General features: G+C 51.0%; 25 protein-coding genes. 13 read left to right on the top strand and 12 right to left on the bottom strand.

The window, feature by feature from the left end; all coding sequences use genetic code 11:
* Positions 1 to 13 precede the first annotated feature (13 nt).
* Positions 14 to 1,126: an MFS transporter gene (locus tag FDY98_RS04195; protein WP_231500600.1), complete on the bottom strand. Its 1,113-nt coding sequence runs from the start codon at positions 1,124 to 1,126 to the stop codon at positions 14 to 16.
* A gap of 586 nt (positions 1,127 to 1,712) precedes the next feature.
* Between FDY98_RS04195 and FDY98_RS04190 the strand changes: the two genes are divergently transcribed.
* Positions 1,713 to 2,267, top strand: a complete 555-nt coding sequence (locus FDY98_RS04190) for a hypothetical protein (protein WP_051430603.1) — start codon at positions 1,713 to 1,715, stop codon at positions 2,265 to 2,267.
* Positions 2,268 to 2,635: 368 nt separating this feature from the next.
* On the opposite strand, the gene FDY98_RS04185 is transcribed toward FDY98_RS04190, so the two are convergent.
* The 4 genes from FDY98_RS04185 to FDY98_RS04175 all read right to left on the bottom strand — a co-directional run bounded on the left by FDY98_RS04185 (position 2,636) and on the right by FDY98_RS04175 (position 7,279).
* Positions 2,636 to 4,387, bottom strand: coding sequence for a glycosyl hydrolase family 28-related protein (locus FDY98_RS04185; protein WP_027957273.1), 1,752 nt, complete (start codon positions 4,385 to 4,387; stop codon positions 2,636 to 2,638).
* Between the two features lie 261 nt (positions 4,388 to 4,648).
* Positions 4,649 to 4,780 (bottom strand): hypothetical protein, encoded by a 132-nt coding sequence (locus FDY98_RS26775; protein WP_340146694.1) that lies wholly within the window; start codon positions 4,778 to 4,780, stop codon positions 4,649 to 4,651.
* 1 nt (position 4,781) lies between these two features.
* On the bottom strand, positions 4,782 to 5,855 hold the full coding sequence (locus FDY98_RS04180) for a hypothetical protein (RefSeq protein ID WP_027957274.1): 1,074 nt from the start codon (positions 5,853 to 5,855) through the stop codon (positions 4,782 to 4,784).
* Between the two features lie 728 nt (positions 5,856 to 6,583).
* Positions 6,584 to 7,279 carry an XRE family transcriptional regulator gene (locus FDY98_RS04175; protein WP_027957275.1) on the bottom strand — a complete coding sequence of 232 codons (696 nt, stop codon included), beginning with the start codon at positions 7,277 to 7,279 and terminating at the stop codon, positions 6,584 to 6,586.
* A gap of 474 nt (positions 7,280 to 7,753) precedes the next feature.
* On the opposite strand from FDY98_RS04175, the gene FDY98_RS04170 reads away from it, so the two are divergent.
* The 3 genes from FDY98_RS04170 to FDY98_RS04160 are packed head-to-tail and all read left to right on the top strand — an operon-like array spanning position 7,754 to position 9,068.
* Positions 7,754 to 8,302 carry a glycoside hydrolase family 24 protein gene (locus tag FDY98_RS04170; protein WP_035538965.1) on the top strand — a complete coding sequence of 183 codons (549 nt, stop codon included), beginning with the start codon at positions 7,754 to 7,756 and terminating at the stop codon, positions 8,300 to 8,302.
* A gap of 17 nt (positions 8,303 to 8,319) precedes the next feature.
* Positions 8,320 to 8,607, top strand: coding sequence for a hypothetical protein (locus FDY98_RS04165; protein WP_138801304.1), 288 nt, complete (start codon positions 8,320 to 8,322; stop codon positions 8,605 to 8,607).
* Positions 8,604 to 9,068: a 3TM-type holin gene (locus tag FDY98_RS04160; RefSeq protein WP_051430604.1), complete on the top strand. Its 465-nt coding sequence runs from the start codon at positions 8,604 to 8,606 to the stop codon at positions 9,066 to 9,068. Before FDY98_RS04165 ends, FDY98_RS04160 begins: the two co-directional genes overlap by 4 nt.
* A 331-nt stretch (positions 9,069 to 9,399) precedes the next feature.
* Here the strand turns inward: FDY98_RS04160 and FDY98_RS04155 are convergent, their stop codons facing one another.
* Positions 9,400 to 10,200, bottom strand: coding sequence for a PhzF family phenazine biosynthesis protein (locus FDY98_RS04155; RefSeq protein ID WP_027957278.1), 801 nt, complete (start codon positions 10,198 to 10,200; stop codon positions 9,400 to 9,402).
* Between the two features lie 231 nt (positions 10,201 to 10,431).
* Here FDY98_RS04155 and FDY98_RS04150 point away from each other — a divergent pair, with 231 nt between their 5' ends.
* On the top strand, positions 10,432 to 10,728 hold the full coding sequence (locus FDY98_RS04150; RefSeq protein ID WP_027957279.1) for a DUF1330 domain-containing protein: 297 nt from the start codon (positions 10,432 to 10,434) through the stop codon (positions 10,726 to 10,728).
* An 80-nt stretch (positions 10,729 to 10,808) separates the two neighbouring features.
* On the opposite strand, the gene FDY98_RS04145 is transcribed toward FDY98_RS04150, so the two are convergent.
* Together FDY98_RS04145 and FDY98_RS04140 are read right to left on the bottom strand one after the other, a co-directional pair.
* Positions 10,809 to 12,935, bottom strand: coding sequence for a TonB-dependent siderophore receptor (locus tag FDY98_RS04145; RefSeq protein ID WP_027957280.1), 2,127 nt, complete (start codon positions 12,933 to 12,935; stop codon positions 10,809 to 10,811).
* 294 nt (positions 12,936 to 13,229) lie between these two features.
* Positions 13,230 to 14,429: a multidrug effflux MFS transporter gene (locus tag FDY98_RS04140; RefSeq protein WP_027957281.1), complete on the bottom strand. Its 1,200-nt coding sequence runs from the start codon at positions 14,427 to 14,429 to the stop codon at positions 13,230 to 13,232.
* A gap of 210 nt (positions 14,430 to 14,639) precedes the next feature.
* Between FDY98_RS04140 and FDY98_RS04135 the strand changes: the two genes are divergently transcribed.
* Positions 14,640 to 15,149, top strand: coding sequence for a cupin domain-containing protein (locus FDY98_RS04135; protein ID WP_027957282.1), 510 nt, complete (start codon positions 14,640 to 14,642; stop codon positions 15,147 to 15,149).
* Positions 15,150 to 15,523: 374 nt separating this feature from the next.
* On the top strand, positions 15,524 to 16,180 hold the full coding sequence (gene hxpB, locus FDY98_RS04130; RefSeq protein WP_231500601.1) for a hexitol phosphatase HxpB: 657 nt from the start codon (positions 15,524 to 15,526) through the stop codon (positions 16,178 to 16,180).
* Positions 16,181 to 16,186: 6 nt separating this feature from the next.
* On the opposite strand, the gene FDY98_RS04125 is transcribed toward hxpB, so the two are convergent.
* Positions 16,187 to 17,062 carry a LysR substrate-binding domain-containing protein gene (locus tag FDY98_RS04125; protein WP_035538968.1) on the bottom strand — a complete coding sequence of 292 codons (876 nt, stop codon included), beginning with the start codon at positions 17,060 to 17,062 and terminating at the stop codon, positions 16,187 to 16,189.
* 402 nt (positions 17,063 to 17,464) lie between these two features.
* On the opposite strand from FDY98_RS04125, the gene FDY98_RS25900 reads away from it, so the two are divergent.
* Positions 17,465 to 18,601, top strand: coding sequence for an MFS transporter (locus FDY98_RS25900; protein WP_196518103.1), 1,137 nt, complete (start codon positions 17,465 to 17,467; stop codon positions 18,599 to 18,601).
* A complete protein-coding gene (locus FDY98_RS04115) occupies positions 18,574 to 19,050 on the top strand; it encodes a LysE family transporter (protein ID WP_196518101.1) in 477 nt (158 codons plus the stop codon). The genes FDY98_RS25900 and FDY98_RS04115 overlap by 28 nt, the downstream gene beginning before the upstream one ends.
* A 185-nt stretch (positions 19,051 to 19,235) precedes the next feature.
* Here FDY98_RS04115 and FDY98_RS26770 read toward each other — a convergent pair whose 3' ends face one another.
* A complete protein-coding gene (locus FDY98_RS26770; RefSeq protein ID WP_231500602.1) occupies positions 19,236 to 19,391 on the bottom strand; it encodes a hypothetical protein in 156 nt (51 codons plus the stop codon).
* A gap of 181 nt (positions 19,392 to 19,572) precedes the next feature.
* Here FDY98_RS26770 and FDY98_RS26765 point away from each other — a divergent pair, with 181 nt between their 5' ends.
* The 3 genes from FDY98_RS26765 (at position 19,573) to FDY98_RS26760 (ending at position 20,969) form a co-directional block, all read left to right on the top strand.
* The gene (locus FDY98_RS26765; protein ID WP_332870697.1) at positions 19,573 to 19,719 is read left to right on the top strand and encodes a DUF1330 domain-containing protein; all 147 of its coding nucleotides are present in this window, start codon (positions 19,573 to 19,575) and stop codon (positions 19,717 to 19,719) included.
* Between the two features lie 164 nt (positions 19,720 to 19,883).
* Positions 19,884 to 20,060, top strand: a complete 177-nt coding sequence (locus FDY98_RS04100) for a helix-turn-helix domain-containing protein (protein WP_101148385.1) — start codon at positions 19,884 to 19,886, stop codon at positions 20,058 to 20,060.
* 639 nt (positions 20,061 to 20,699) lie between these two features.
* Positions 20,700 to 20,969, top strand: a complete 270-nt coding sequence (locus FDY98_RS26760; protein WP_231500603.1) for a hypothetical protein — start codon at positions 20,700 to 20,702, stop codon at positions 20,967 to 20,969.
* Positions 20,970 to 21,211: 242 nt separating this feature from the next.
* Here the strand turns inward: FDY98_RS26760 and FDY98_RS04090 are convergent, their stop codons facing one another.
* Both FDY98_RS04090 and FDY98_RS04085 read right to left on the bottom strand, forming a co-directional pair.
* Positions 21,212 to 22,576 carry a YfcC family protein gene (locus FDY98_RS04090; protein ID WP_051430609.1) on the bottom strand — a complete coding sequence of 455 codons (1,365 nt, stop codon included), beginning with the start codon at positions 22,574 to 22,576 and terminating at the stop codon, positions 21,212 to 21,214.
* 100 nt (positions 22,577 to 22,676) lie between these two features.
* The gene (locus FDY98_RS04085) at positions 22,677 to 23,801 is read right to left on the bottom strand and encodes a M20 family metallopeptidase (protein WP_027957287.1); all 1,125 of its coding nucleotides are present in this window, start codon (positions 23,799 to 23,801) and stop codon (positions 22,677 to 22,679) included.
* 172 nt (positions 23,802 to 23,973) lie between these two features.
* On the opposite strand from FDY98_RS04085, the gene FDY98_RS04080 reads away from it, so the two are divergent.
* Positions 23,974 to 24,909 carry a LysR family transcriptional regulator gene (locus FDY98_RS04080; protein WP_035538973.1) on the top strand — a complete coding sequence of 312 codons (936 nt, stop codon included), beginning with the start codon at positions 23,974 to 23,976 and terminating at the stop codon, positions 24,907 to 24,909.
* Positions 24,910 to 24,984: the final 75 nt, after the last annotated feature.

Raw genomic sequence — 24,984 nt, 5'->3', positions numbered from 1 at the left:
GAAGCCCTTTTCGCTAACTAAAGTGTAGCTGTTGGGGTGCTTTAGATTGATCAAAACGTAGGCTCATCACTATCAGCCCTATAAAAACCACCCCAAGCATAAGCCATGCCTGCTCAAACCCTCCCAGTAAGTCTTTTATCAACCCCGCCGCGATAGGTGCTAAAGAGGCGATGATATAGCCGATCCCTTGTACCCAAGCAGCAAGCTGGCCCGCTAGCACGGGGTCGTCTGAGTGATCCATAGTGATGATCAAGCTTAAGGGAAAAAGGCCTCCAATTCCTAACCCCAGCAGCGCGGTTGCCAACCAAGCCATTGTTTTAGGCATTAGCCCAAGAAGCAAAAAGCCCGCCACCGATAACAGAAGCACCAGCAATAACACCGGGCGACGGTCTTTCATCTGTTGAGCCAGTATGGGAAACGTTAGGCCAGCCATCACCTCAATGGCAGTTAGCCAACTAAGCGCCAGCCCCGCTTGCGTTTGAGACCAGCCTAAATTGATAAAGGTGGGCGGAATCCAAGCCAGAAGGCAGGTATAACCCGCCGTACCTAAACCAAAGAAAATCGCCAACGACCAAAACCGAGGCTGCCGAGCCATCGCTGAAAAAGCGATGCTAACACTGTTGTTTTGACTAGGGGCTGGCAGTACTCGCCTGCGCATCACCCAGCAAACGAGCCCTGCAAGTGCTAAAAGTCCCCATAACGCCAAGGCGCTCTGCCAGCCAATATAATCACTCACCACAGGTGTAATGGCAGAAGCGAGAGCCGCGCCCCCCATGATGGAGGCAATGTAGAACCCCATCACCATCGGGGTTTTCTCGCCTGCCGCCTGTTTTATCACCGCAGGAAGTGCCGCCTGGATAAAGGCTATGCCAATGCCGGCGCCCAGCGCGGCTGCCCATAAGCCTGTATACCCGAAGCCAAACCAGTGTAACGCGTCCGATAAAGCAATCGACGCAAGCGCCAGGGTAATCACGCTATTAAAGCCGATCCGCTTTGCAAGCAATGCGCTAACAAAACACCCTAACCCCATCGCTAGTACCGGTAACGTGGTTAAAAGCGACAGCTGTGTAAATGAAAGACTCACATCATACCGGATTGCCTCAACCAGCGGGCCAATAGCCGCCATGGATGGCCTCAGGTTGAGCCCAATCAGAATGATCAGAAGGATCGTTCTTACCAACGGTATTGATCTCGAATTGCCATTGCACATACCCACTGCCCACCCTTTATCGGCCATTGCTAAAATAAGAATCGGCGCTTACTTTAAAACCTCAGGTTAACTTGAGGTCAAGAGAAATGGAGGGTCGTCGCATAGTCCTTGGGAAGAGAGCATTGAGTGTGGACGAAGAAGAGAAAGAGCCGCTGAATGCCCTACCCCAACAAAGCCCCCCTTCTCAACAGGATTGGCAGGCGCTATAACTTGGCTAGGTATGGCTATGGTATTAATGGCGGGTTTGATGGTATTGCGTCAAAACCGTCCCTAAAGAAACGACAGCGATTTATCATCGCATTGCCTATTCGCGTTGGATAACCGCCTGCCGATAACGTCGCTTAGTCCGGTAGCGGCGCTTAGGGCAAGATACGGAGGGTCAACTATACTCCGCCCTAACGTACATGATGTCGTTCCCTTGACTGGTTTGTTCAGCCTGCCTAGGTAAATCAATGAGTTGGGCCGCATAAGGAGCTTGCCGTTCGTGAATAAAGGATCTTATATGATCGAGTCACTAGAAGAGCTCGAAGCCATTAAACAGTCATGCCGTTCGATGGTAACGAAGAGTTCAAGCCTGTCAGCTGGCACTGCGGTTATACCCATACCAGGCTTAGATATTGGCTCAGACGTCGCCATATTGATGCGGTTAATTCCCAAAATTAATGAAAAATTTGGGTTAACGCCTGAACAGATCGACAGCCTGGATACAGAATCCAAGCTTTTTGTGATGACGGTCATTTCAAATACCGGCAGCAAGATGGCGGGAAAATACATTACAAAAGCACTTATTATGACGCTGCTCAGCAGAATGGGTGTCAAGGTTGCTTCCAAAGGCGTTGCTAAGTTCGTCCCCTTCGTAGGTAGCGCTGTGGCAGGCAGCATTAGCTTCGCCGCCATGAAATACATGGGTAACAGCCATATCGACGATTGTTATGAAATAGCCTTGGCGGCACTGGAAAAACATTGGCTGGAAACCGAGGTAGTCATTGAGCCCGAGCCTGAAATCGCTAAGAAAGGCACCCACAACATACCCGACGACTCTACAAACAACGCTTAGTAAACAATATTTATACTTGTGATAAACTGCCGGTTAACCCTCGGCAGCTGTTGCATTCTTACACACACTTATTTTCAACCCAGTATGTTTTATTTCAAAAATACCATAAACTTTTTAAACACTCCCCTACAACTTACCATTTAATCAACACATTCTGCATCACTCTTTCTCATCGACATCATAGCTCTCTCCTTTATATAAATCTAAATTTACAACCCTGCCAACAAGAACAACTACTACAGCTAGAGCTTATCAGTGAAGCAATCTCCGCATCGGATCTATAGTTGAGTTAGCAGGGTTATAAAACTTGATAGTACGAATATTTAATTTCCAGTCAGTTGCTTTAAAACTACTAACTAGAAGCCCATTTAGGCTTGTGAGCCGACTACTACACCAGCATTGGCTGAAGCCGGAGGCCCATAGCTAATACGTAATCGACTGCTGGCGTCTACCCATAGGTAGTGATTATTCAGCACCAGAGTGCTGTCGAACGTACCTTTACCAACCGTAACATGACCGCCGTAGGGATTAACCTGTAAGATACGGTGTGAAATGCCTGCTTCTATAGCTTGAATGCGTGCCATATTGGCAGTATCGTCATACTCAAAAGAAAGACGTTTTGAATTGGAACTCTCTGGGCTAATAGCAAATTGGCCAGCGTTTCCAGTATCACCTAACTTACCAGCCATTTTCTTTCCAGCAACATGAAAGCCAGAAGCTTCTGGTTCTGTAGTGCCAGACCCCATATTGCCATTGTTGGACATAAGCGAACCAATCTTAGAATTGGCGCCATCATTAAGGACGTTAGCGATCAAGCCTTCATAACGACCACCAATCAGCGTCGGTGTCGCCTTAGTTACACCCGAAGGAATGTAAAAACCCACTTTGTGATTCTGGAAAGCCATACAACCAAGAAATGTAACAAATGCCTTGTTTCTCGGGCCACCAATTAGATAACCAACACCGAAAGCTTCAGGGTCTTGACTATTAGCTTTTGCAACGCAGGATGTGAAAGTGGCAAAGTCATTGTCAATACGGTAACCGTGACGCTTACAGCCATAAGACATCAAGTTAGTGCCGGAAGTGTAAGAAGCAATTGCATCGAACCAAAAGCCATCATTCTCACAGAAGAAAGCTTGGCAATTGACTATGTGGCTATCTGATCCTCCAATGTAAAAACCTGTACCTGACTCAGTTGTACCGATCCAGTCATAGTCACGCTTAGTAGCATAGGCAATACAGTTACTGAATACTGCTTGGGCGCCAGCACCTAAATCTAGAATGAAACCAATATAAGAGCCTTCATCTAAGCAGTCAGAAACGATGCAGTTATTGCCTGAACCAATATCGACCGCCGCGCCAAGGCGACCACGAGGCGTTGGCACACCATCAATGAGCTCTTTCAAGCCAGTTGCGCAGCCGCAGTTAGAACCGCGACAACCAGTAACTCGCACCATACGCGGCGCGCCAGCAATAATAGTATCATTTTCAATACGGCAAACTGCGATACCATTATCCGCACCGTTAAGAACAGTAACGTTACGAGCTTCGCACTCATCAGCCTCCATGAAGATAGCAGAAGCCCAAATTAGGTGTCCACCACGGTCGTTAATAGGGCCATGATTCTGACCATTGTGATTAACTGCACGTACACATAAAATAGCCTTATCAGCGCCCTTGGCTAAGTAAACAGCTGGTCGTGAGGGTTCGTTATTGGCAATTTTAAAATTAATAATACCATTGCCACCGAAACGCTGGTTAGGCGTTATCATGCTCAGAGTGTCAGAAATAAGATACGTTTTACCGGAAGAAAGGTATACATCTTCACCACTATCTAACGCAAGTTGCAAGCTAGCAGTATCGTCAGTAACGTTGTCACCTACTGCACCGAAGTTTTCTACGTACATAGCTTCAGCTAATTGCTCATCAAGTGGGCGGGGGAATTCACCTCCTTTAACTAGCACATTCCACCGGGCATCTAATGCTTCAAGAACTGTTTGAGTACCAGTAGACGTAGTAACTTCTGCAGAGCTAATACTATCCGCCAAGTTGCTAACACCTCTAGTCGTGGCGCCATTCAATGTTTCAGGCGCATTATCGCGAAACTTGCTATTATTCATCGTTTCTCCTTCATGTATTATGTTAATAATGATAGTTTTTCGACTAAAAAAGACAGCAGCATTATAAAAAGTCTCAACAAACTGGCTAAAACATAAACTTACGGTGTACTTAAATTACACAGAATTAAAGTCATAGCCAATCATGTAAGCTGCTTTATCCCATAGGCCATATGGCCTATATTCTTTTATATCTTCTAGTTAGCCTCAGCAGCTAACAAAAGCCACCTCAAGACGTCCTTACTTATACGTCTTACTCTTCATTCATTGCTGATTTTTTTCAGACAGTTCGTTCAGGTACTGCATGACTTCGTTGAAGTAAGGTACTTCGTGTCCCTTCAAATCACAGCGCATCAGGAACTCACTTGCTGAGCGTATCTTCTCTACCTCGTTCATATTAAGCTCCAATTAAACCATGACCTGTCAGGTCTTCAATTAGGGCCTTAACTCGCTCAGCCAATTGAGAGGTTGTGACATTCGATGTATTAAATTGCGCTCGACTAGTGGTACCGCTTACACCTCCCCAGCCTCCTTTGCGTTGGCCCAGTACTTTAGTACCGGCTATTTGTAATCCCGTGTCACTTACCGGATTGGCAATATTAAGGGCTCCGCCGGTAATGCTGAGGGTAGTATTGCCCCCCACCAAGCTAACTCGACGGGCTCCGTTGGAGTACCAGGAAAGACGCTGTGTGACGCCAAGACGCCCGACTTCATTGTCAGCGAAAACCGCTTCGTCTGTTTTGAAGGCATACTTGAATACACCACCGTGCGAGGTATGAGCTCGGGCGAAGCGAAGGCCACCAATGCTTCCAGAGGAACTAATTGGCGCATCTACACGGATGGCCTCTCCATCATTTCCAGTGTTGCGTACGATGGAACCAGCTTCAAATCGGAGCCCGGTATGAAATCCGTTGTTATCTCCACCTTTAGTATTTCGGCCTACAGTTAGGGCGCTACCGAATCGGTTAGTGTCAGCTGATCGATCAGCCATGCATACCCGGACAAGCTGGTGGTTAGAGCCATATCCAGGATCATAGGTTACATTGGCATTAAGCTCAGCTGCATGGCTAGCTTCACTACTCTGCACTTGGCCGGAAAAATAACCCCAAAGAGCATACCCGCGACCACCTGGGGTTACCCGAGAACAGCGAGCATGAATCCCGATGGAGTCTCCGGATCCACCAGTGGCTCGGGCATTTCCAGTGATTGCTGCGCCGTATGCGTTACCGGTGACCTTAGTTAACTGTGAGTACAGCCCACCTTGTTCCCATTCCGATGAATTCTGGTTGCGGTTAGCAGACGAGTACTTCTGAAGAAATAAAATGGGGTTAGGGTCAGTGGTTGGCTGATTACGTAGCCCTCCCTGTATCAGCTGATACAGCGGGCTGTTGTAATTGCCGTAAATGTTGTCAGGCAGGTCTGTAATGGCGCCGGAAAGAGGCTGGGTTTCGTTAATACGAACTACGCTCATAAAATTCTCCTATTGCTTAGGTTTAGTATTACTTAGGTATAGATAGATTCAGTGTTTATGCATTCCCCGGTTTAAAATAAACGCGGAATCGAATAGTAGTCTTTATTCAATTGATTACATGCGTGGGCTAGGCTCAGGGGGCTATCACCTCCTTATCTTGGCTCGGTTTGATTTGTCATCGTAAGATGCTGTTTTGAGAGAAACTGTATGGTGAGCAGATAGGTTAAATAGGAATTTCTTCTTCAAGATCGTTATATTGCTGCGGATCAGGCGTGACTTACTGCTGTTGATTCGGCAGCCCCTGCAGTGGAGGCTGGTTTAGCGTTGACTGCTAACTGGGCTGGTTTGCCAAGTCTGTCCCTATTGCGGTCGACAGTCCGCGCTATTCTCTGCCGAGTGGGCGGACATATGCCCCACTGCGCAGTCAGCGCGGCCTTTCAAGCATTCCCAGCATTTCGACAGCCCTGGGCGGCGTATTCCTAGCAACCTCTTGTGAGATGCAATCCCCTACGGGCGGCTAGGATTATCGAATTGTTAAAGAGCATCCACGTTTCCCGGTGGTGCGGGTAATGCTGCTTGCAATGAATCCAAATATACAAGATAAAGTTGTAATAGCAAGCACAAAACAAGTTTTATCAGGTATTATTACAAGAAATAGATGTAACCAACTGAATTGCAGGCGAAAAAAAACCGCCTCAAAAAGGCGGTTTTCTTACAAAAAAGACTTGTTACGAAAAAGTTTCCCACCAGAATACACGCCCAATTATCTTCGGTGCTTCTGGATCGCCAATCGAATACACTTCCTCCGGAAATTCCTCGTGATTTTCGCTGACTACGCGCATGCGGTTAAGTGGTAATCGGTAGAGCTTTTTGACCCGAAGCATGCCGTCATGGTCTAGCGCGTATATCTTCCCATCAATTATGTGGCGGCAGCCTTTATCGATACCGATAGGCGAGCCATCTATAATTATAGGCTCCATAGAATTACCGGTAACCGTGGCGCAACCAGCGTTACAAGGCTGGACATTTGCCCTGGCCAAACGTTGAAGGCTAAATCGCATTGTGTGACCGTGATTTTCTATTACCTGGGTTCTTCCGCTTCCTGCTGCCATTTCAACCTCACGAAAAAAAGGCACCTCAATCTCATCGGGCGGTATTTCACCCTCTTCTTCGTATAGCTCCGTCTTGTGTAGAACCACCTCATCTTGCACACCCTCTACCATGGGGCCTTGCTCCAGGATAAGCCACTGCGGTCTCACATTTAACTGCTTCGCCAATGAGTCTATGCGCTTGTGGCGGGGCATCGTACCACCTGATTCCCACTGTTGAACCGACTGCGCAGAAACGCCAAGCATCTCGCCAAGCTGGGTCTGGGTAAGACCACGTCTTTCACGGGCTATTTTAAGTCGTTCTGAAAATTCCATTGGTTTGCTCAAAGCGCTTTTGACTGAATGATATAAATTTTCAGCAGTGTACAAGGCAAGCTTGTGACAAGCTAAACAAGATATACTTGTAATTAAAAAATTACAGGCTTACTCTGATTACAGGAAATACTTGTGCACTGAGCTGAGATGCCGAAAAGGCACTCGAACAGGCAACCACGACCTTGACCGGGGATTGCGGTGTTTCTCAGCAGTAGCGCGAGTCAGGAAATATTCCTCCTGCCTACGTTCAGGTGGACATTTCTACGTGTACTGGCGCCGCAACCTCGCCCGATCATCGCCCTAGTATTTTTTTTGGAACACTCAGTTACCCGGGTGCTAACCCAAAGTGGACGTGATGTTTGAGATAGAAATATTCAGATGAAGCAAAAACCTTAGCATTGCGTATTAATGAGATAGGTTCGACCTATGATGAAACAACTCATAATTTCACATCGTGAGGCGTTGGAGACCTACATGCCCCGAATTACTCCCCAAGCCACTGACGGCAAGAATGTATGCGCATTTCTCGACGTGCTGGCGTTTGCTGAGATAGGCAAGCCCATGCTTCAAGACCCCCGCACTGATAACGGCTACCGAGTGATTGTCGGCTCTATCCCAAGCAAGTTGATCCTAATGGATCACTACACCGACCACCCTCGCCAAAGCGTGAAAGTGCGTAAAGGGCTGTATTCTACAGCTGCTGGCCGATACCAGCAGTTGAGCCGCTTTTGGCCTCACTACCGCATCAAGCTTAACTTGCCCGACTTCGGGCCAATTAGCCAAGACCGTTGTGCAATTCAGCAAATCCGTGAACAGCACGCCTTGCGCTTAATTCAGGCGGGCGAGATCGCCGAGGCCATTCACCGCTGCAGGAATATTTGGGCGTCGCTGCCAGGGGCTGGGTACGGCCAGCATGAGTATTCGCTTGAGCGCCTGCTGCTGGAGTTCAAACGCGCCCACGGTGAGCTGTGCACTAACGACCAAACTTGGTACGAGCGCATCAAGCTTCGGAGAGTGGCGTAATGACTCAGGAACGCAATGTGAAACCTTCAATATTTGAGCGCCATATGCAGACAGGAATCCAGGTGCTGTTAGTAACGCTGATCATTTGGGCTGGCTCTGAACTGGTGAAACTCGGCCAGCAGTCGGTAGTATTAGAAGAGCGCCTGACTATGCAGGACTTGATGCTTCAGGAAATGCGCCATGAGCTGAAAAGCTGGGGCGATACGTACTACCGCACAGTGGATGCGCGCCGTGAGCTTGATAATATCGAGGGGCGTATCAATAACCTAAATAGCCGAGTGTCAGCGCTGGAGGGCTTGCGATGAACATAGCGACTAAAGCGTTATCTGTTATCACTGGCCCGCTGTTTAGCGTGATCGACAAGACGTTGACCGACAAAGATGAAGCGGCGCGGCTTAAGCACGAGATACAAACTCAATTGATCGATGCGGAAAACAGCGCTCTCAAAAGCCAGATGCAAGTCGTGCTTGTTGAGGCTGAAGGCGAAAGCTGGCTGCAACGCAACTGGCGTCCCATCTTAATGCTTACTATCGTAGCGATCGTCGCTAATAACTATCTGATCGCGCCTTACCTATCCGCCATGTTTGGCGTGGGCCTGACGCTGCCATTGCCCGAAGCACTCTGGAACCTGATGACGCTTGGCGTCGGTGGTTATATCGCGGGACAGACTGCCGAGCGCGGCATATCGACATGGCAAAACGGGCAAGTAGCTCAAGAGCAGGCAAAAGCTCAGCACAGCATTTACCAACAGATTCCAAAGCAGTAAAGAGTTTCGCTGCCCGGCAATGCTGCCAAGCTGTGATATATCGCTTGGGCCATGCCGTGAGGCACAGCCAAAAAACCGCCCAACACATTGTCTTTCAGTTTTATAAGTGGATATAGGGCATTGAACAATTAGTTGAGTATGTGTGTTACGTATTACAGCTGGCTCGTATACGGGTTGGATGAAACTACCAACAATCAAAACCGATAACGGCGCTAGCTCATTTGCTTCTACAGAGCAGTCCAAAGTGCTGAAGCTACTCTATTAACCCTGGATCACGGCTCGCCAGTATTGAAGAACCTTTCCTTCAGTTTTTGAGTGGTGAGGAGCCGGATCATGCTAACGAATTACTTGGCAGAGTGATTACCCCTTTCATGTAAGGCGCCACACGGCCTTTAATCACTACCCGCTCTCCTGCCACTACGCAGCGAAGTTCACCTTTTCGGGCACCACCCTGGCGCGCCGTTAGCTCACATTTGCCCAGCCGTTTCGCCCAATAAGGTGCAAGCGAGGTGTGCGCCGAGCCGGTAACGGGGTCTTCTTCCACGCCTACTTTGGGGCCGAACCAACGGGAGACAAAGTCTACATCGCTGCCTTTCGCAGTAACGACAATGCCGCGCCCTGGAAGGCGCTTCAATTGCTGCATATCCGGCGTTAGCGATTCGATCAACTGCGCATCGTTGATCACCACCACAATATCGTCGGATATCAGCAGTTCATTGATCTCGCTAAGCCCAAGCGCTGCCATTACCTCGACTTTCATCGCCAACGACTCCAGCGCCTTCGCGGGAAAATTCATGGCAAGTTCGTCGTTTTCACGCTGCACTAAAAGCTGACCGCTACGCGTCTCAAAATGCAGTGTTTGGGCGGTATCGCCCAGCGCATTAAAAATCACCCACGCCGTTGCAAGCGTGGCGTGGCCACATAAATCGACTTCAACAGAAGGGGTAAACCAGCGCAGATGGTAGCCCGTTTCGGCAGGTACAAAAAAGGCCGTTTCAGAGAGATTGTTCTCCGTGGCGATAGCCTGCAACAACTCATCGTCAAGCCACGCATCTAGTGGGCAAACCGCCGCAGGGTTGCCTTCAAAAGGCTTGGATGCAAAGGCATCCAACTGGTAGAGATCGAGTTTCATGGTATGACTCGGCTTGTTATTAAATAAAGAAAGCAAAAACGATAACGTGCAGCGCTGTGGACACCAAGCGATGTTAGCTAATTAATCGTAAGCTAATCCTATGCCCCCGTCACCAGCCATACCCGGCAGTGCAGTCTGTACACCGAGCGGGGTATCATCAGTGACACCCTGCCCATTCCCTAAACGAACAGCTTTTAATAACGTTCCTGATAAACAAGTAAGGAGAATTTAATGCCCGCTTATATCGTAATGACCCGCGAACATACCCACGACGCCCAGGAAGTGGAGCGCTACAGCGAGAAGGCAAAAGCCGCTCGCGCAGGCCACGATCCGCAACCACTCGCTTTTTATGGTGGTTTTGAAGTGCTCGAAGGTAGCGCTATGGAAGGTGCGGTGATTCTGCGCTTCCCGGATATGGCTGCCGCCCGCGCCTGGTACCAAAGCCCCGCCTACCAGGAAGCCCGCAAGCACCGCTTCCAGGGTGCCGACTACCGCGTGTTTATCGTTGATGGTCTAACAGAAGCCTAAATACCAAAACGCCCCGCCTTTAATGTTCAAGTCGGGGCGTTTTGCCGTTGCTTTACCTCTGGGATATAGGCGGAATTACATCACCAGCGATAGCTCACTTTCGCGCTGATTTCGCGACCCGGATTATAGTAATCGGCCGTGCTTGAACCGACCACGTGCTGCTCGTCGAGCAAGTTGCTGACGTTGACGGCTAGGTCGGCGTCTTTAGTGAGCTGGTAGCTGAAGGCCGCGTCAAACAGCGTTGCCGCACTGCTCTTTGACGTATTGGCGACATCAAAGTAGTAGGAGCCAATGTAACGGGCGCCGAGGCCTACACTCATATCCTGGCTTGGCAAGGTATAGTAGCCCCACAGCGACGCCGTATGTTTGGGTGCTGCGGTGAACTCCTTACCCTCTCTGGCTGCGTTGCTGTCGCGTACCACTTCCGACTCCATATAGGAGTAACCACCGGCCACACTTAGGCTATCGGTCAACTCAGCCTTCGCTTCCAGATCAAGACCCCGTACGCGGGACTCACCCACGGTTTCCCGCTCGATAACGCCATTGTCCTGTACAACCGAGATGGTGACGTCGTCCCTGGTTAGGTCATAGATGGCCGCCGAAAACAGCGCATTCGTACCAAAGGGAGAATATTTCGCACCAATTTCGTACTGCTCGCCCCGTTCGGGATCGACACCAATCGTGGGTGGTGCGACCGACTCCACCATGCTGACATAGGTGGAAATTTCGTCGGTGACCCGATAGGTCAGCGCACCGCGAAGTGAGGTCTCAGAGAAGTCATCGGAATCGGTAACGCCCGCCATGTTGGTGCTTGAGACATCCATCGAGTCGTTGCGCGCACCCGCTGTCACGATGAATCGGTCATAGAAGGACAAATTCTGGGTCAGGAAAACCGACTCGGTGGTAAAGTCCTGCTTGTTGCGGCTATAGACGTTCAGGCTACTCGGGGCACCGCTAAAGACGGGGTTTGCGATATCAATGGAGGTCGCCTCCCCGTAAAACGAACGGTCTTCGGTGGAAGCATCGCGATACTCGACACCCACGAGCGTGCTGCTGTCGACCTGATCAAAGCGGGCGTCGTATTGCAGGATAGCGTTGCCGATCAACTCCTGGGCTTCGTTGTCCGTTCCAAAATAGTCGCGATCCACCACGCTGCCAACTCGCGCCGCGGAGTCAGTGATATAAACGTAGCCGAAGTCATCAGTCAGGTCGCTATAGCGCAGATTACCCCGCAGCGTCAGCCCGTTGTTGAAATCATGGGTGAGCTGTCCGGTAAGGCTGGTACGCTCAACATCGTGATAATTAAAACCAGGCTCACCAAAGAACTCGCTGCGGTCGTACTCCCGGTCGAGCGGATAACCACCGCTATTGGGGGTGTCGTCACGTTTCAGGTAATCGAAGATAACGCTTGCGGAGGTGTACGCCGTCGGCTCCCAGGTCAGGCCACCCATCAGGAAGCCATTGTTGTCTTTGGAGTGATCGTATTCGCGGTCGCTGTCTCGGATGGTGCCGGTAAAGCGGTAGGCCACTGTCTCGTCAGCGTTCAGCGTGTCACCCACATCAACACCGGCTTCTTTTGCGTCAAATGAACCGTAGGAGAGATACCCCTCTCCAAAACGCTCAAAGCGTGGCCGCTTGCTCACGAAGTTGACCGAACCACCTGGATCCGCCGGGCCAAACAGGGTGGAGTTGGCCCCACGCAACACTTCAACGCGTTCGTAGGCGTAAGGCTCTTCGCGTACACCGCGCATTGAGCCTAGCGTAAGCCCGTCACGGTAGGTGGTGGCCTCGAATCCGCGAATTTTAAAATAGTCGTTACGGTCATCGGTGCCGTAATAATCAGTGAGGACGCCTGGCGTATATTGCAGCACTTCCTCGGTGGTAGAGGCGTTGCGCTGCTCAATTTCCTTCTCAGTGACGACCGACACGGAAGCGGGGGTATCAAGGATACTGGTAGCCACCTTACCGCCGACCCATAGCTCTTGGGCCACTATCGAGTTGGCATCATCATCAGCGTAAGCCTGAGCATTGACGATAATGGGAGCAAGGCGATAGCCCTCATTACCTTCACTGCTCTCGCCGGTTTCCTGGGCGTTCCCGATCATGGGAATAGTCACCAGCGTGGTGCCGCACAGAATGGCGGTAGTGGTCTGCTGCCACCGTAACCAACTTGCATTGCGCCGGACTGTGCTACTGCTATCAGTCATGTTGAAGACCCCTTGAAATGAATAAACCTGCCCTGCTCGCCTTATGGTTTTCTTTTAAAAGGCCGGAAGAGTATCCAAAGGGGGTAGCGTAGAGTCAATAGTGCTAATGCCAATCATAATCATTTATTTTGAACTTTAGTTCATGATTGCAATACACGTATGAGGTCATGCACCAACCGACTACCCGTCCTATATCTGCAGCGCTCGTGTACTAGCGGCATCTGATCAACAAATAAAAAAAGCCCCGTGTTATCCAAAACACGGGGCTTTTGACAAAGGAGTGTGGCCCCTGGCTCAGTGTGCCTCGACAGCGGCACGCCCTTTGATGATAGAGCGGGCAAGCATCAGATACGCCACCGAGCCACAGGCGGCCATGGCCAGAATGACCGCTTCAAGCGTATGCGGCAACATGGCGGACAATGCGCTCAGCAGCCCGGCGACACCGAACTGTGCTGCGCCCAGAAGCGCTGCGGCCGTCCCGCCACTGGTGGGAAAGAACTCCAAAAAGCACGCCTGAATATTCGGCGAGATCGCCCCTATCGAGCCGATGGTCAGCATCATGGCAGGCAGGAAGGCGTACATCGGCCAATCCATAAAGGCAGCCATTACCAGCAAGAGTATGCCGACCGCCTGACAGCCCGTTGCCAACTGCAGGATACGCAGTGACGGTAGCCTGGAAAGCAACACTCGATTGAGAATGTTGAAGATAAGCATCGCGACGATATTCGCCGCAAACAACATCGAAAAGCTTGAAGGCGACTGGCCGAAATGCCCCTGATAGATAAATGACGCATAGGTGATGAACATCATCAGGGTAGAAAAAGAGGCAGCCTGCCAAACGATGAACGGCAAGGCCGGTTTTGTCGACAGTACCAGCTTGTAACGCGCCAGCAGGCTCATCTTAGGGCTTTTCGCGCGGGACACCTTGCCCGTGCCGGTAAAGATCACCCGCACCAGCAACGGCACCAGCAGTAACGCGTATACCGCCAAGGCGAAAAAGATATAGTGCCAGGAACCCAGCGCCAGAATCGCGCTGCCTACGCTCGGAGCGATCCCAGGCGCCAGCACCATGATAAAACCCATCATCGAGAACAGTTTCGCGGCGTCGCGGCCCGCCACCCGGTCGCGCACCAGCGCCGGTACAGATACTAGGGTAAAACCGGCGCCCAGGGCCTGAACTGCCCGCCCGCCGAGCAGCGTGTGCAAAGAATCCGCCATACCAATGACGATGCTTGAGAGCGCAAAAATCGCCAGCCCGCTCATCAGCACCCGCTGGCGCCCGAAGCGGTCTGAAAGCGCACCGCCGATTAACTGGCCAAGCGCCAACGCGAGTACATACACTGAAACACTCAGCGATACCGCCTGCTGAGAAATCCCCAGCGATTCGCCGATGACCGGAAAAGCCGGCAGGTACGTATCCATGGAAAACGGGCCCAGCATCATGGTCATTGCCAGGCTCAGCACCACAATGAAGGGCGTTTTAGATTGGGTCATAGAAGCTCGCGGTAAAAGGGCGTAATGATGGACAACGTCAACGATATGATACCGACTGATGCTATCAAGGCAATCGAACAGAAGATGAGGGATACGCTGCCGAGCGGTAATTGACAAAACACACAGCCAGTTTGTTATCGGTTAGCGCGGCTATGCAAAAGAGTGTGCTCAAAGCTATTTTATAAACACACCCCCAACGAGGAGACCAGGATGTCTACCCCTCAGCCAGAACGACTCCATCTCGACAGCGATGCAGCGACCGGCTACCCCAACTCCCCTCTACCAGTGCTGGTTTATCGCCAGGTTCTCGATATCAGCAATGCAGAGGAACGGGCCGATGCCTTTGAAAGTATGTTCAAACGCCACGGTTGGCCGCCTGCGTGGCGCTACCACCTATATGACTTTGACCACTTTCACTCCACCGCCCATGAAGCACTGGGCATCTTCCGCGGGCAGGCCCGGGCACGGCTAGGTGGCCCTAACGGCCAGGAGTTGATGCTTTACCCAGGCGATGTGCTGGTTCTGCCCGCCGGGGTTGGACATGCCAGCCTAGAGGCGGACGATGATTTCTGCATGGTAGGCGCCTACCCACCAGGCCAAAAGCCGGAAATAGAGCGCGGCGACCCCGCCCAGCTTGCGGCGGCCCAGGCGCGAGTCGCTGCCGTGGCCTTACCCGAGGATTCCCCGGCAGGTGGGCCACTGACAGGGCTATGGGGGTAAGCTCTTAGAAGATGAAAGGCAGGCACCAATATAATGGGAGAAATACCTATCGCGAAGAGCACCACCGGTTTTTCAGCAGCGGCTTTTGGCATTACTCTACTGTTAGCTTGTTCGGAGGCAATTGCGCGATCTAATTGCACAGCTGTATCTGCCGATGCGCTCTGACCGAACTCCCTTAAACGCCGAGTGACCAGAGTCTTTTTATTATATTGAGCATCGACTACGACTTGTTAACACATTGAAGAAGAGCATGATGTGCAAAACTGCCTGCTAGATACTCAGATCCTGGCCTCAGTGGCCTAAGCGATACTTTTGGAGCCCTCTAAAAATGGGGATTACCGTTGACCCGTTTTCTATCATAGGAGCTGGATAAAGTGACCTCACCGGCTGTGATTTTTGATATGGACGGTCTTTTGATCGATTCCGAGCCCTTCTGGACGAAAGCAGAGAGAATGGTGTTTTCATCCGTGGGTGTTGAACTGTCGGACTCATTATGTCGAGAAACCGCAGCGATGACGACTCGAGAGGTTACTGAATTCTGGTATCGACGTTTTCCATGGCAGCACAGATCCATCAAAGATGTCGAAAACGATGTCATTGACTGCGTAGACGAATTGATAAGAAAGCATGGTGAGCCTATGCCAGGCGCCCAACAGATAGTGAGCTATTTTTACAGTAGAAACTTCAAGATCGGTTTATCGACAAACTCCCCCTACCTATTGATCAATACCGTTCTGAAGAAGCTCGATATTGCCCAGTATTTCCACGGAATTTCGTCATCGGAGCATGTGGAACGCGGAAAGCCTGACCCCGCTGTCTATATCTCTACGTTGCAAAAGCTAGAGGTTCATCCGGAGCATTGCATTGCTTTTGAAGACTCTGCATCAGGAGTTAAGGCAGCAAAGGCAGCAGGAATCAAGACTATTGCCGTGCCACCGACACACGACTTTGATAAGCCAGACTACTCCTTGGCAGACAGTAAATGGCGATCCTTATGGGAATTCTCAGAGAGAGCCTTCTATTTGACGTAGCCTCATTCAGCCGGGAGCGACCAGCCTGATCGTTTCATGTTCCAGAAGGTTGCATAGATCCTGAGCAGCGGGTGAAGCATTCGAAGAGCGAAGCAACTTCAGCGAAATCGCTGGAAGTTTGGGAAGACCAAATTTCTCGCCAGAACACTGAACTCCTTCGGGCATGCCATGTTCAGTTCGCACGGCAAGCCCAAGGTTTGAGCGAAGTGCGGCCCAAATACCCGGCAGACTAGGTGTGGTAACCGCCACACGCCAACGTTTACCTGCTTTTTCAAGTGCACTTAGAGCCGACTGCCGAAAGAGGCAGGGATGGTCGAACAGCACCAATGGTATCCGGTCAATTCGAGAATCGAATACCAAGCTTTTGTGCGCCATCCAACGCATAGGCAGTTTGCCGATCAGCTCGCCCCCACTTCCAGATGAGCTTTCTGGGCAGAATGCAATCGCAGCGTCCAGCCGTCCAGCTCTAACTTCCTCGGCTAGAACGTGATTGGGACCAGCCTGCACCTCGACATGAACCCCTGGATGCAGGCGGGAGTATTCAGACAAGGTTGCCGGCATCACATCCTCAAAGAAATCCTGAGGCAGGCCCAGCCGAACCGTTGCCGTGGTTGCTGTCGCGCCAAGCGCGAGCGCGGCTTCATCATTGAGAGCGATGATGCGGCGGGCATAGGCAACCAGTGCTTCGCCTGCATCAGTGGCAACCAGAGTTCTACCTTTGCGGACGAACAGTTGAGTACCTGCCTGCTGCTCCAGCTTCTTCAGTTGCATGCTGACTGCTGACTGTGAGCGACCAAGTTGTGCGGCCGCACGTGCGAAGCTGCGCAGATCGGTTCCAGCAACGATGGCGCGTAACGCATCAATATCAAAGGCTATATTCACTTCAAAAACCCTAAATTATAAATTCAAATATATTCGTTATTCAAAAGTTTATGCCAGTGCTAGCATTTGCGTCAATTCTGGTGTGCTGTACACCTTATTGCCAATCAGCCCTCCTTGAAGGTTCAAGGAAAGAGAGTGAGATAGCTATGAGGCTTCAAACAACCGGTTTCCCAGTATCGAATCAGGGGATAATGCCAATCGTGCTTGCAGGTGGCGTTGTGCTGGCACTGTCATTTGGAGTTCGAGCTATCTTTGGTGGTGTGGTTGAGCCACTCTCGGATGAATTGTTCGGTGGCAGTATCGGGGTATTCTCGCTTTCCATCGCCATTCAGAATTTGGTGTGGGGGCTCGCACAACCGAGCTTCGGAATGGTCGCCGACAGTTTGGTGATCGGCGCGCACTATGGCTGGGTTCATGTGCTATGTGCTTGGGATGATGGTTTGCGCCCTGGGTACGACACCCTTGGTTCAACACTTTGGCGCTGGAGTGCTTGTCGGTATGGGGGTCTCCGGTACTGCATTCGGCATCGTTTTAGCCGTGGTTGGCAGAGCCGCGCCAGAGGACAAACGCAGCTATTATCTTGGTATAACATCGGCCATGGGCTCCGCCGGTCAAGTCGTTATGCCATTAATGGCGTCGTGGTTGACGGAATGGCTCGACTGGCGGTTGATGATTATTGTCATTACCGGCGCACTTCTACCCATTGCTATGTGTATTCCTTTTCTTCGTGTGAATGAATCACCGTTGTCCAGTAGCGCTGAGTATGCTCCAGTCACTCAAACGGTTCGATCTGCATTTGGCCACCCGAGCTATTTGTTGCTCAACATGGGATTTTTCGTATGTGGCTTTCATCTCGCGTTTATCACAGCGCACCTGCCTAACTATGTACAGCACTTCTGTGTTTCCTCTGCTTCTCCGGATGAATTGCGTGCCTTGGGTCTTCAGGCCCTGGCTCTGGCTGGGTTGGCAAACATCTTTGGCACGTTGCTCGCTTCGCAGCTTGGCATGCTGTTTCCCAAACCCTATGTTCTATCGGCGATCTACGTCCTTAGGGCTTTGGTCATCCTCATATTTATCTCGCAGCCTGTCACACCAGCATCGGTGATGATTTTTGCATTGGTCATGGGAGGACTATGGCTTTCCACGGTTCCATTGACCAGTGCGCTAGTGCTTACCATGTTTGGTTCTCGTGCGATGGGGACTTTGTTTGGTTTGGTATTCCTAAGTCACCAACTTGGAGGCTTTTTTGGAGTCTGGCTGGGCGGCGCCCTGTTTGATCGCTATGCCAGTTACGACCAGGTTTGGTACCTCTCAATTATTCTGGGTGTGCTTCGGCCATTGCCCATCTTCTCGTACAGGAACGACCAGCACCTCCAAAAGGTTTGGCCTATGATGGATAACATCTTATTACTTTTGATGGCTGCATTCCCCCTGATGGGTAGCCCAGGCCCTGCAACCCTGAGTCTTGCAGGCATTGGCTCTGCGTATGGTTTTAGGAGGGGCTGCGCTACATGTCTGGAATTGTTCTGGGGACGGTAGTGGTCTTGCTCATGATTGCTGCCGGTATCACGGCTGTGGTTCTCACCAAGCCATTGTTGCTCGTGACTCTGTCGAGTTTGGCTGGGATCTATATTCTGTACCTAGCTTTCCGAATAGCCACGGCGCCCGTCGTTAAGGATGCGAAGTGCTTTGGCAGTGCGCCAGCGTTTTTGCCTGGTTTTACACTTGCAGTGATCAATCCAAAGGCTTTCGCCGCCATTGGCGCCGTCTATTCGAGTCATACGATTGTAATTGATAATCTGGCGGCTGATACAGGCTGGAAACTGTTGTTGCTGTCCTTGGTGATACTTATATTCAGTATTATCTGGCTTACCTTTGGTGCAGCATTTGCGAAGTTTCTAAGAGATCCGGTTATCGGACGAGCAACAAATATCATCTTTGCCACCATGTTGGTTTTGTCGGTGGGGGCTCTGTGGTTAGGAAGGTGAGATGATTACAACATCACGCGCTAAACATTAGATGCCCCACCTGCCCAATCAGTCGGTCTACTTGGCCTTTTTGTCATCTGCGCTTGGCTTAGCCAGACAGTCTCTTGTCTCCAGCATCACCTCAAAGTGTGCTTGTCAATCTTAGCTGGTGAATATCTGTATTTGCTGATCATCATGAATGTTGCCTAGGTTTGCATCAAGCACCACACATCTCCCAAGCAAGCACCAACACCGGGTGATTTGCCGACAGTAACACATACGTCACGGTGCCACTCACTGCCATGGGCAACGACAATCAATGTACCCGTCATCGCCGTTACCCCACGCTCCATAGGACGCACACCACTCTCCGTTCAACGACACGGCAGCCGCCGCGCCAAGCACAGCGCCCACGGCGATGAAGCCGACCCCATCGGTGGCTCACTGAAAACCTTGTGGAAGCAAGCATCATAAAGAGGGCAGAACCCTGCCTATAGAAGGTATGATCTCGAAACACCCACTTTATACCAACGAGGAGATCCAATACCCGCTTATGTCGTACTGACCCGCGAAGGCCACGACCCACAGCCGCTCGCCTTCTACGGCGATTTTGAAGTACTGGAAGGCAGCGACATGGAAGGCGCGTTGATTCTGCGCTTCCCCGATATGGCCGCTGCCCGCGCCTGGTAGAAAGCCCCGCCTACCAGGAGGCTCGCAAGCACCGCTTCCAGGGCTCCGACTACCGCGTCTTTATCGTTGACGGTGTTCAAGAAGCGTAAAGCGCAAAAACCCCGACTAAAAAATGAACTGCACCCCAAAAGTTGGACACTCATCCAACGATTGGGGTGTTTTTCATGGCGAAATATAATGAAGCGTTCAAGCTATTAGTAGTACAACGCTACACAGAAGGACAAGAGGGTTATAGGAGGCTGGTCAAACAGTACGGTCTTGATCACGCCACCGTCAGGCGTTGGGTTAAAAGCTATGAACATCATGGCCTGAGCGGCTTGCAGAAGAATTTCAGCCGCTAAAGCGCCGAGTTCAAATTGTCGGTGTTGCAAAGGATGAGACAAGAGTATCTCTCAGCCCGACAAGCGATTGCCCTGTTCGACATCCGAGGTAGAGTGGGTGTCGTACGGGAATGGGAAAGACAGTATCATGAAGGAGCCTTCCAGGCGTTGGAGCCTAAACCCGAGGTCGCCCGACGAAGATGCCCACAGCAGAGCCACCCAAGCCGCCACTTCCAGTGACTGAAAAGAGCTCTCTGGAGCAACTGCTCCAAGAGAACGAATACTTGCGTGCTGAGGTGGCCTACCTAAAAAAGTTGAGAGCCCTGCGTCAGGCCAAAGAGCAAGCCGCGCAGCAAAAGTGCGGGTAGTCCTTGAACTGAAGCAAGGCCACCCTTTGCCGATGCTGCTAAAAGTAGCAGAACTGTCGTGTAGCACATTCTATTAGCAGGTAAGTGTTCATCAGCATCTGGATGATCGGCATGCTGGTCTGAAGCGCGGGCCGAGTCGTTCGAAGCCATGTTCAAACGCCACGGCTGACCACCAGCGTGGCGCTACCACCTATATGACTTTGACCACTTTCACTCCACTGCCCACGAAGCACTAGGCATTTTCCGTGGGCAGGCCAAGGCACGCCTGGGTGGCCCTAACGGTAGCGAACTGATGCTTTATGCTGGCGATGTGCTGGTATTACCTGCGGGGGTTGGTCATGCCAGCTTAGAAGCAGACGAGGATTTCTGCATGGTAGGCGCCTACCCACCAGGCCAAGGGCCGCGCGGCGCCCCCGCACAGCTTGCAGCAGCACAAGAACGAGTGGCTGCCGTTGCCTTACCCGAGGATTCCCCGGTAGGTGGTTCATTAGCTGGGCTGTGGCGGGAAGGCCACTGGCAAGCTCGTCGATTGATTGGCTTTTCGACTAAATGGGACAGTTAGTTCTGTTGCCTTTCATAAATTCAGAATTTCTGAAATAAAAATTTCTAAAATCATGTTGCTAGCTCCTGAGTTAACTAACTCATGAAGCTACCAGTGCCCTCACGTGAGGGTAAAATACTATATAAATGTCATTCGATATCTTATAAATATCATTAATGGAGAACCAAACCGCTCAACTTGAGCGGTTTGGCTGTTTATTTCCAATGAATTGCAATACTGACCGAGCGTATTATTACGCTTGATTAGAAAGGCCCGTAGTTAATCAACACAGCGGTCACTACAAAGGCGATGCCCACTAGCGTCCAGAGGCATACCAACGGAAACGCGAAACGTACCCAGTTACTCCATGGCACTCCGCCCACGGCGAGCACAGACATCAACACACCCGATGTCGGCGTAATAATATTGGTGATCCCATCACCAAGCTTGAATGCCATCACCGCCGTTTGCCGAGTGATATCAAGCATATCCGCAAGCGGCGTCAAAATCGGCATCACTACAGCTGCCTGACCGCTACCAGAAGGCACCAGGAAGTTGAAAAAGAGGTTGAATACAAAAACAGCGAGCGCACCCAACATGGAGGGAAGCGTACTCAAGGGCACAAAAATTGAATTCACTACCGTATCGAGAATCATCCCCTCGGCCATTAGCACCGTAATGCCTTTGGCAATGCCAATAATAAAGGCACCATATAGCATACCTTTGGCCCCCTTCATGAACATCTGCACAAACTCATTAGGCGAGAAACGAGCGAGTGCAGCGCTTCCTATCCCATTGATCATAAAGATGGCAGAAAGCTCATTAACGCCCCACCCCAACCCTAAAGAGCCATAAATAAACACCGCAAGGCAGGCAACAAAGAAGCTTAAAATGACCAGATGCCGACGCGTAAACGTTAAGTTCTCATCATCGGACCCAATGGCTTCAGTGCTAAAGGGCTGATTCCCCATCAAACTACGGGCGGGATCGTCGCTAATGCGTTTGATATACCGACACACATAAGCAATTGTCACTGCCAATAGCACGAAAAATAGCGCCACCCTAAGCGGCGCGCCAGAAAATAGCGGCAGCCCTGCTATGGATTGCGCAATCCCCAGCGTAATAGGATCGAAAACAGCAGCCGCTGAGCCCGAAAAATAGCCCAAATAGACAATGGCGATCCCCGCGATCGCATCTAACTTAAGCGCTCGTGCCAACACGATACCCAACGGAATAAAGGCAATAACGGCATTCGACCCAACGCCAATGGCAGATACCACGCCAAATACAAAAGACACCACAATCGCGAGCAGATATTTACGCCCCCGGGCTTTATCAACCAGGCTTTTGATACCTGCATTGATCGCACCAGTAGACTCCACCACTGCAATCGCACCGCCCATTACCAGAACTAAAGCAATGAGGTTTGCTGAGCTGATAAAACCGTTTTGAATAGAAAGAAAAATATCGAAAAAATTAAGGCCGCTAGACTCCACCAGATGAAAACTGCCGGGAATAACCGTAGGACGCCCCTCTGTGGTTCGCTCAAACTGGCCCGAGGGAATAAAGAAACTCAATAACCAAGCCACCAGTAATAACCCAAACAGAATCACAAAGGCATCGGGCATGGCCATTCTTTGTATTGATCTAGTTTTCACGTTGAAATTTCCTGAATATTTTTTCATATAGTTATTTATTTAACGCACTGACAAACGGCTGAATGGCGTATCAGGCCTGCCGTATCAACGCCGCCAGGATCGCCGCACGCGGTACAATTGAGGCTATTTCAATGTGCTCATATTCCGCATGGGGGGCAGCGCCGGTTGCACCCAGCCCATCAAGGGTGGGAATACCTTTGGCTGCAGCGAAATTGCCGTCGCTTCCTCCACCTACCGAGGCTTCCGTAAGCTCAATGCCGAATGCACCGGCAGCGTGCTGGGCAAGTTCAAACAGACGAGCCGTAGCATGTGTTCGCTCCATCGGCGGGCGCGTCATGTCACCGCTAACGGTTAGCATTACGCTGGGATGAAATGGGGTACTTTGATAAATGGCATTGTAGAGCCGCCCGGCTTCTTCCAGCGTCGTTACCCGAACATCAATACCTAACTCAGCTTCCTCCGGCACGACATTAAGTGGGCCACCGCCACGTACCATCCCAACATTCACTGTGGTTCCCAGGCCGGGGTCGGCCAGGCTATGTAAGTACTGAATCTGGTGGGACAACTCCTCAATCGCACTCACCCCTTCTTCAGGGTTATTGCCCGCATGAGCTGCTTTACCCGTTATATGCATGTAAAAGCGTCCAGAGCCTTTACGTGCCGTTTTCAAAGCGCTGCCATTAGCCGTGGCAGGTTCAACAACCAGCACCACATCGCTCGCAACCGACTCCTCCTCAATTCGTTGTCGCGAAGTAGGGCTACCTAACTCCTCATCACTGGTACATAGAAAACGAATACGGGCATTGGGAAGCGCATCGAGTTCAACGAGTGCTTTGACAGCCCAAATGGCTTGAACAATACCTGCTTTCATATCCAAAATGCCGGGACCGTAAAACTTGTCCGTCTCACGGCGGATAGCGAGCCGGCCGATATCCCAAACCGTGTCGAAATGCCCCAAAATAAGAATCTGACGATCCCCCTCTCCTAGCGTGAAGCCAAGATGATCGCCTTTTTCAGTTTGTGGAAACGTTTCCGCCTGACATTGGAGCCGGTCTTGAAATAACTGGCGCAACATTTGACCACAGGCGTCCACTGCGGCTTTATCATTGGATGGCGATTCAGCACGTACCAACGCTTCAATATCATCGAGAATAGAACGCTGATGCTCTTGCAGATAAGTGTGAAGGGTATTCATATAGCCTCTCGAGTAAGAATGACAGCCTCTAAACAGCAGCAACTCAGAACAGCGTTGTGCTATTAGGCGCACGGTCAGTATGTGAGGGGCGTAACAAGGAAAGAATAAGAAGCACGCAGCCGAATCGTTGCGTTCAAAGCAACGGTTAAGAAGCCGGTGAAGGATAGAGAGAATGGTGCAACAACGCATAGACCAGGGAATTACCGAACATCGACTGGCTTACCTTTACGAGGTTGCCATGCAAGGAGGTGTTAGAGCGGCTGCCGAGTCAGTCGGCGTTAACCCTTCGGCCATTAGCCGGCAAATAGCACTGCTTGAGCGCCATCTGCAAATTCCCTTGCTCGAAAAACAGGGAAGGAACGTCACGGTGACCCAGGCGGGAAAGCTACTGATCGAGCACCACCGGGAAATGCTGTATCGGCGGCGTCAGTTAGCCGAGACACTGCAGGATATGCGCCACTTGCGTCGAGGCAGTGTTAGCCTACGAGTCGGGCAGGGTATGATCAGTGAATTTGTGGAAGGGCCTCTCCAACAGTTCAGTGCAGATTACCCTGATGTGTTTGTCGATATTCACTCTGGCAACATGAGTGAAACAATCAACATGATGCTGCGGGGCAAAGTGGACATGGCGATCAGCTTTGGTCCATTAGGCGATCCTCCGGTCATGGTTCGCAGTTTTAACCGCGGCCCCATTTGCGCCATAGTGCCGCCACATCACGCTTTGGCAGGCCTTGAAGCCATTACGCTTGAAACCCTGGCCTCCCAGCGGTTGATCTTTATGGCAGAACAATTCGGCATCCAACAGTACATCAATGAAATGTTCAGCAGCCAACACCTAGCCCCTCTGCCCGCTTACCAGTGCAATCATTTTTCAACGGCTATTGCGCTCGCAATATCAGGGCTAGGTATTGCCTTCATGACGCGGCAGTCTGCCCGCCCATTGGTGGATCGTGGTGATATCGTTGCGATCCCTGTCGAGCACTCTTTATCGCATACCGCTACCTGCCATCTCATCCGTAGCCAAGGAAGAAGGTTCACTCCTGCCGCTGAACACCTATGGAAAGTACTCGCGAGCTCAATGCAATCACAGTCTGCCGGGAAGCGCTGAGCTTAAATCAGGTAGCGCTTTTACTCGTTAAAGTTGGGGAGTAATTCGCGTCCAGTAATGCCCCCATATGAGGCA

Source organism: Halomonas sp. PA16-9 (assembly GCF_009728585.1).
GTDB classification, from domain to species: Bacteria; Pseudomonadota; Gammaproteobacteria; order Pseudomonadales; family Halomonadaceae; genus Vreelandella; species Vreelandella titanicae.
Note: the sequence above shows the minus strand (reverse complement) of the source record. Positions and strands in the feature narration are given on the sequence as shown.